The following is a 7,004-nucleotide window of genomic DNA, read 5'->3' on the forward strand; positions in this document are numbered from 1 at the left end:
ACGGACGAGAACCCCCGAAAACACGAAACCCGGGACGGTCATACCGTCCCGGGTTGTGTTCGTCGTCCGATCAGCCGTGGTAGGGCTCCGCGCTGACCAGGGTCACCTTGATGGTGGCACCGCTGGGCACGGAGTACTCGCGCGTCTCGCCGACCTTGGCGTCGATGAGGGCGGCACCGAGCGGGGAGCTCGGGGAGTAGGTCTCCAGGCCGCCCTGGCCGCTCTCCTCGCGGGTGGCGATGAGGAACGTCTCGGTGTCCTTCTCGTCACCGTCGTAGTAGACGGTCACAACGGAACCGGGCAGTGCGACGCCGGACTGGGTCGGCGCCTCGCCGACCTTCGCGTTGTTCAGCAGTTCCTGCAGCTGGCGGATACGCGCTTCCTGCTGGCCCTGCTCCTCGCGAGCGGCGTGGTAGCCACCGTTCTCCTTGAGGTCGCCTTCTTCGCGACGCTCGTTGATCTCGGCGGCGATGACCGGACGGTTGGCGATCAACGAATCGAGCTCGCTCTTGAGGCGGTCATGCGACTCTTGGGTCAGCCAGGTCACCTGGGTGTCGGTCATCGGTCACTCCTTTGTGTTGTCCGCGCCCCGGGCGACCGTTTACACCAGGGGCATATGGACTGCTGAAAATGCAGCAACACGACCCCTCGCGGAGCCGTGTATCCGTTCAGGGTACCAGGTGGTGAGACCTATGGCACATCGGTACTACCGCGCGACAGCGCGCCGAGAGCGTCCTGATACGTCGGTTCCATCCGTTTCAGCCATCCCACAACGAAATACGTCACAGGCATGAGGATGACCTCGACGAGTGTTTTCCAGACGAATCCGACGATCGTGTAATTGACGAAATCTCCCCAGGTCGAGATACCCAGGGCGGTGGCGGCGATCGAACAGAAGACGATGGTGTCGGCCAACTGGCCGACAATCGTCGAACCCAGCAGACGCGCCCAGAGCCGATTTTCCCCGGCGCGTTCCTTCATTTTGACCAGGACGAAGGAATTGAGGAATTCGCCCACGACATAACCGGCCAATCCGGCGAGCAGGAATTGTGGGACGACCCCGGCAACCGTCTCGAAAGCCGCCTGGCCTTCGTAGAATTCGGCGGCCGGCAGGTGAATGGTCAACCAGAAACACAACGACGCGAGAATCAGGACCGCGAACCCGGCGAGGATCGTCCGGCGCATGGCACGGAACCCGTAGACCTCGCTGATCACGTCGCCCAGCACGTACGCGAGCGGGAACAGGAAGAAGGCGCCGTCGGTCACCAGGCCGTCCATCTGGATCGGCCCGAGATCGACCTGCAGCCATTCGTCGAACAGTACGACGCCCTTGGTGCCGGTGACGTTGCTGATGAGCATGACGCCGACGAAGACGGCGACCAGAAGGGGGAAATAGCGGCTGCCGATGGAGGCGAAGGCGGCGCGCGGCGACGGCAGCTCGCTGCCGGTGGACGCGGCGGTCACGAGGCCGACGGCTTCAGGTAGGCCGGCACGTCCAGGGTGCACCCGAAGACCTCGCCGATGACCGGTGGTTTCGACGTCGTGATCTCGGTGCGGACGCCGATGCGATCTGCGGAGTCGGCGGGGACGAGGATCTCGCGGCGGCCGGTCTCGCTGCCGTCTCGGGAGCGTCCGCGCACGACGCAGGCCGCCGGACGGCTCGGGTCGGACCGTTCGACGGTGAACTGCACCGCGACCGTCGAGTCGTCGAGGATCTCGTATCCGGTGGCCTCGCCGGTGACATCGGCCGTGGAGAACCGGTTGTAGCCGATCACCGCGAGCGCCACCCCGGCTGCGACGACCAGGATCGACAGGGCGATGAACCAGCGACGACGCCCAGAGGCGGTCTCCGAACGCTCCGGATAGGTGGCGCGCGGACCGCTGTGCGGTCGCGAGTTGTCGGGTGTCGCGCGCGGCGCGTCACCGGCGTCTGCGGCGCCCCCGTCCGAACTGTTCACGCGTCAATACCTACCATGGGAGGAGTAGCGATCCGAAGGTGAGGAACTGTGACCGAATCCCACGTCGGCGACCCCAAGTCGGGTGTGTTCCGGCTGATGGCGGTGCACGCGCACCCAGACGACGAGTCGAGCAAGGGTGCCGCCACGACCGCGAAGTATGCGGCCGAGGGCAACGAAGTGCTCGTCGTCACACTCACCGGCGGTGAGCGTGGCGACATCCTGAATCCGGCGATGGACCGCCCGGGCATCAAAGAGCGGATGACCGAGGTCCGTCGCGAGGAGATGGCCAAGGCCGCCGAGGCGCTCGGCGTCCGACAGACATGGCTCGGCTTCGTCGACTCGGGCCTCCCCGAGGGCGACCCGCTCCCGCCTGTTCCGGAGGGTTCCTTCGCCACGGTGCCGCTCGACGAGGCCACCGAGGCCTTGGTGCGTGTGGTCCGCGAGTTCCGCCCGCACGTGATCGTCACCTACGACGAGCACGGCGGATATCCGCATCCCGATCACATCCGCTGCCATGAGGTGTCGGTCGCGGCGTACGAGCAGTCCGGCGATCCGGACGCGTTCCCGGACGCCGGCGACCCGTGGACGGTGTCGAAGCTCTACTACACCCACGGGTTCATCCGGGACCGGATGGTCCTGTTCTCCGACGAGTTCGCGCGGCACGGCCAGGAGAGTCCGTTCGCCGAGTGGCTCAGCAAGTGGGACCCGAGCCGTGGCGATCTGATGGGCCGTGTGACGACCCAGGTCGAGTGCTCCAAGTACTTCCCGCAGCGTGACGACGCGCTGCGCGCCCACGCCACGCAGATCGATCCGAACGGGGTGTTCTTCGCGGTGCCGCTGGAGTGGCAACAACGCCTGTGGCCGACGGAGGAGTTCGAGCTCGCCCGGACCCGGGTCAAGACCGCGTTGCCGGAGACCGATCTCTTCGCCGGGATCGAGGCGTGATGGGCACCAGCACCGTCGTGAACGACACCCTGATGGTCCTGGCGCAGGAACCCCAGGGACCGGAGTTCGGCAAGGCCTCTCCGCTGGGCCTTCTCGTGATCCTGTTGCTGCTCGTCGGGACCGCGTTCCTCATCTGGTCGATGAACCGGCAGCTGAAGAAGCTGCCCGCGTCCTTCGACGCCGAACACCCGGAGGCCGACCAGGCCTTCGACGAGGGAACCGATTCGCCGGGCCCGGCCGGTTCGGACGCGGTCGCACCGAACCCGCCCGGGACCCCGGGTGCCACCAGTGCCGCTGGCACCGACGACCGGCGGCCCGCCGACACCTGAGTCGAGGCGTAGAAGTGGAGTCATGCGCATCTCCACTCTGATCGGGACGTCACTCGCGACCGCTGCGGCGGCAGCCATCGGCAGTGTGGTCACCAAGCCGGCGGTCGAGACCTGGTATCCGAAGCTGGCGAAACCGTCCTTCGTGCCGCCGAACTGGGCGTTTCCGCTCGCCTGGACCTCGCTCTACGCCGACCTCGCGGTGACCTCGGCGGTCACCCTCGACGACCTGGCCGACGACGGCGACCACGAACAACGGCAGCGGTATCTCGCGGCGCTCGGCGCCAACCTCGTGCTCAACGGCGGGTGGAGCTGGATCTACTTCGGCCGGGGCGCCCTGGGAACCGCGTCGGTCGCGGCCGCGGCGCTCACCGTGAGCAGTGCCGACCTCGCCCGGCGCACCGCACGGACGAACCGGACGGCAGGTGCCGCGCTGGCCGCCTACCCGGCGTGGTGCGCGTTCGCCACCGTGCTCTCGACGAGCACCTGGTGGCTCAATCGTGGTCGGCGGTCACCGGTGCCTGCCTGAGCGTCGCGGCGAATCGGTCCATCGCCCAGTCGATCTCGGATTCCGTGACCACGAGCGGCGGTGCGAGTCGCAGCGTCGAGCCGTGGGTGTCCTTGGCGAGGACATTGCGTTCGGACAGCCGCAGACAGAAGTCCTTGCCGGTGCCGAGCGCGGGGTCGAGATCGATCCCTGCCCACAGGCCGAGGCCGCGCACCGCCACCACCCCGTTCCCGACGAAGTCGCGCAGTCGGGCGTGCAGATGATCGCCCAGTTCCGCCGCCCGTCGTTGCCAGGTCCCGTCGGCGAGCATGTCGACGACGGTGTGACCGACGGCCGCGGCGAGCGGGTTACCGCCGAAGGTCGATCCGTGCTGACCGGGATGCAGGACGCCGAGGACGTCGTGGTCGGCAACCACCGCCGACACCGGTAGGAGCCCGCCGCCGAGTGCCTTCCCCAGCAGGTAGACGTCGGGTTCGACGCCCCAGTGCTCTACTGCGAAGGTCCTACCGGTGCGGCCCAGACCGGACTGGATCTCGTCGGCGATGAACAGCACGCCGCGTTCGGAGCAGAGGGCCCGCGTGCCGGGCAGGTAGTCGTCGGGAGGCACGACGACGCCGGCTTCGCCTTGGACGGGTTCGAGCAGGACGGCCACCGTGTTCTCGTCGATCGCGGCATCGAGGGCAGCCAGGTCGCCGAACGGGACGCGAACGAATCCCGGTGTGTAGGGGCCGAATCCGGCGCGCGCCTCGGGGTCGTCGCTGAACGAGACGATCGTCGTCGTGCGGCCGTGGAAGTTCCCGGAGGCCACCACGATCGTGGCGCGGCCGTCGGGTACGCCTTTGACGTCGTAACCCCACTTGCGGGCGACCTTGATCCCGGATTCGACCGCCTCCGCACCTGTGTTCATCGGCAGGACCATGTCCTTGCCGCACACGGAAGCCAGTGCGGCGCAGAACGGTTCGAGTCGATCGGACCGAAATGCGCGGCTGGTAAGGGTGACCCGCGCCAGCTGATCGAGTGCGGCGGCGACGATGCGTGGATGGCGGTGGCCGAAATTGACCGCGGAATAGGCCCCGAGACAGTCGAGGTGTCGACGGCCGTCGATGTCGGTGATCCAGGCCCCCTCGGCGGTGGCCGCGGTCACCGGGATCGGCGAATAGTTCTGCGCCACATGGGGTTCGACGACGTCGAGAGGTGCGCCCGCGCTGGCGTGGGTGCCGGTGCCGGGCCTCGTCATCGTCATGAATCGAGGGTATCGTCGAGATCTGGTGCAAACAATCGACGTCGATTGCGTCTGAACGCAACGGATCGCCGGTATGGAAGCGAAGGGGAGCGGTCTGTTGCGGACACTGGACGACCTCGACGAGAGGGTGCTCGCGCACCTCACCCGGGACGCCCGGGCGACCTACCAGCAGATCGGGCAGCAGGTGGGGTTGTCGGCCCCCGCGGTGAAACGACGCGTCGACCGCCTGGTCGCCGACGGCGTCATCCGGGGTTTCACCGCGGTCGTCGACCCGCACGCGATGCAGTGGACCACCGAGGCATACGTGTTGGTCTACTGCCGGGGCAACATCTCGCCCGAAGAGTTGAAGGCGGCGTGGGAGCCCATACCGGAGGTCGTGGGCGCGGCGACGGTCACCGGTCAGGCCGACGCCGTCCTGCGCGTGATGGCCCGCGACGTACGGCACCTCGAGCAGGCGCTCGAACGCATCCGGCGGGCGGGCCCGGTGGATCGATCAGAGTCGATCCTCGTGCTCAGCGAGCTGATCGACCGGGGGCACCCGTGAGAATCGGGGTGTCGAAACCGTTGTGCTAGTGTGGTCGCCGTGATCAGCACCGTGCGCGCGTATTGGCGCTTTATCGAGGCTCCGGGTGGGGCCACGATGATGCGTTGACCTGACGCGCGCACGACACACCCGGAGCCCGAGCAGCGACCCCACGGTCGCTGCTCTTGTCATTTGAGCGGGGCTCCGACCACACCCAGGGCATGCCTCGTCACCACAACGACACGGGCATGACCTCGAAAGGCACACAACGTGACCACCTTGCCGGACCTCCCGATCCGATCCGACGACAACGCCGAATCGACCTCCGACCGCCGCATCCGGGCGTTCCGTCCGATCCCGTCGCCCGACACCGTGCGCAGCGAACTGCCCCTCTCGGCACGACGAGCAGTCGCCGTCCAGCGCGACCGGGACGAGATCGCCGACATCCTCGCCGGCCGCGATGACCGGCTGCTCGTCATCGTCGGGCCCTGTTCGGTCCACGATCCGATCGCCGCCATCGACTACGCCCGGCGCCTCGCGCCGCTGGCCGATGCCTACTCCGAGCGACTCAAGATCGTCATGCGCGTCTACTTCGAGAAGCCGCGCACCACCGTCGGGTGGAAGGGCCTGATCAACGACCCCGGGATGGACAACACCTTCGATGTCGAGCGTGGCCTGCGCACCGCCCGGTCGTTGCTGCTCGACATCATCGACCTCGGTCTGCCCGTCGGATGTGAGTTCCTCGAACCGACCAGCCCGCAGTACATCGCCGACGCGGTCGCGTGGGGTGCCATCGGCGCCCGCACCACCGAGTCCCAGGTCCACCGGCAGCTGGCGTCGGGCCTGTCGATGCCGATCGGCTTCAAGAACGGCACCGACGGCAACGTCCAGGTCGCCATCGACGGCGTGAAAGCCGCTGCGGCCGAACACGTCTTCTTCGGAGTCGACGACTTCGGCAACGGCGCCGTGGTGGAGACCGCAGGCAACGAGGACTGCCACATCATCCTGCGCGGCGGCACGCGCGGCCCGAACTTCGACGCGGAGTCGGTGTCGGCGGCCGCCGAGGCGCTCGCCGCGGCCGGCCTGCCCGCCCGGGTCATGATCGACTGCTCGCATGCCAATTCGGGCAAGGATCATGTCCGTCAGGCGGAGGTCGCGACCGAGATCGCGACGCGACTCCGGGCGGCGCGCGAGGCCGGTGAGCCCTCGAACGTCAGCGGCGTGATGCTGGAGAGCTTCCTCGAGCCCGGCGCGCAATCGACCGAGGCCACCCCGCTGGTGTACGGCAAGTCCGTCACCGACAAGTGCATGGGCTGGGAGGCCAGCGCCCAGGTCCTGGCGGCGCTCGCGCGGGGCTGACCCTTCCCTCGCCTCAGTATCTGCGGCTCGGCGGCCGTCGTGGACCATGAAAGAACACTCGTGAGCGTCCGATTCTCATGCTCCCTGAGGTGCGAGCGAAGCGAGCCACGAAGGGTGTAGCAACGTGTCTCACCAGGCCCTT

The 7,004-nt window shown here is 67.7% G+C and carries 9 protein-coding genes; 5 read left to right on the plus strand and 4 right to left on the minus strand.

The annotated features are described in order from the left end of the window. Positions 1-70: 70 nt before the first annotated feature. The 3 genes from greA to M4D77_RS23155 all read right to left on the minus strand — a co-directional run bounded on the left by greA (position 71) and on the right by M4D77_RS23155 (position 1,958). Positions 71-562, minus strand: a complete 492-nt coding sequence (greA, locus tag M4D77_RS23145; protein WP_004020945.1) for a transcription elongation factor GreA — start codon at positions 560-562, stop codon at positions 71-73. Positions 563-690: 128 nt separating this feature from the next. Next, positions 691-1,464, minus strand: a complete 774-nt coding sequence (locus tag M4D77_RS23150) for a queuosine precursor transporter (protein ID WP_058250740.1) — start codon at positions 1,462-1,464, stop codon at positions 691-693. Further along, positions 1,461-1,958, minus strand: a complete 498-nt coding sequence (locus M4D77_RS23155) for a DUF4307 domain-containing protein (RefSeq protein WP_259937607.1) — start codon at positions 1,956-1,958, stop codon at positions 1,461-1,463. Before M4D77_RS23155 ends, M4D77_RS23150 begins: the two co-directional genes overlap by 4 nt. Before the next feature lie 48 nt (positions 1,959-2,006). Between M4D77_RS23155 and mca the strand changes: the two genes are divergently transcribed. The 3 genes from mca to M4D77_RS23170 are packed head-to-tail and all read left to right on the plus strand — an operon-like array spanning position 2,007 to position 3,758. Then, positions 2,007-2,903, plus strand: coding sequence for a mycothiol conjugate amidase Mca (mca, locus tag M4D77_RS23160; RefSeq protein ID WP_065629939.1), 897 nt, complete (start codon positions 2,007-2,009; stop codon positions 2,901-2,903). Beyond that, positions 2,903-3,232, plus strand: coding sequence for a hypothetical protein (locus M4D77_RS23165; protein ID WP_058250739.1), 330 nt, complete (start codon positions 2,903-2,905; stop codon positions 3,230-3,232). Before mca ends, M4D77_RS23165 begins: the two co-directional genes overlap by 1 nt. 22 nt (positions 3,233-3,254) lie before the next feature. Then, complete coding sequence (locus M4D77_RS23170; protein ID WP_259937612.1) at positions 3,255-3,758, plus strand: TspO/MBR family protein; 504 nt, start codon at positions 3,255-3,257, stop codon at positions 3,756-3,758. Here M4D77_RS23170 and rocD read toward each other — a convergent pair. Beyond that, the gene (gene rocD, locus M4D77_RS23175) at positions 3,724-4,980 is read right to left on the minus strand and encodes an ornithine--oxo-acid transaminase (RefSeq protein WP_259937614.1); all 1,257 of its coding nucleotides are present in this window, start codon (positions 4,978-4,980) and stop codon (positions 3,724-3,726) included. The genes M4D77_RS23170 and rocD overlap by 35 nt on opposite strands. Before the next feature lie 97 nt (positions 4,981-5,077). On the opposite strand from rocD, the gene M4D77_RS23180 reads away from it, so the two are divergent. Next, entirely contained in the window at positions 5,078-5,524 is a 447-nt protein-coding gene (locus tag M4D77_RS23180) for an Lrp/AsnC family transcriptional regulator (RefSeq protein WP_259937616.1), read from the plus strand. 249 nt (positions 5,525-5,773) lie between these two features. Beyond that, on the plus strand, positions 5,774-6,862 hold the full coding sequence (locus M4D77_RS23185; RefSeq protein ID WP_058250736.1) for a 3-deoxy-7-phosphoheptulonate synthase: 1,089 nt from the start codon (positions 5,774-5,776) through the stop codon (positions 6,860-6,862). Positions 6,863-7,004: the final 142 nt, after the last annotated feature.

The sequence above is a fragment of the Gordonia sp. p3-SID1431 genome, assembly GCF_025143765.1.
Taxonomy (GTDB): Bacteria; Actinomycetota; Actinomycetes; order Mycobacteriales; family Mycobacteriaceae; genus Gordonia; species Gordonia hongkongensis.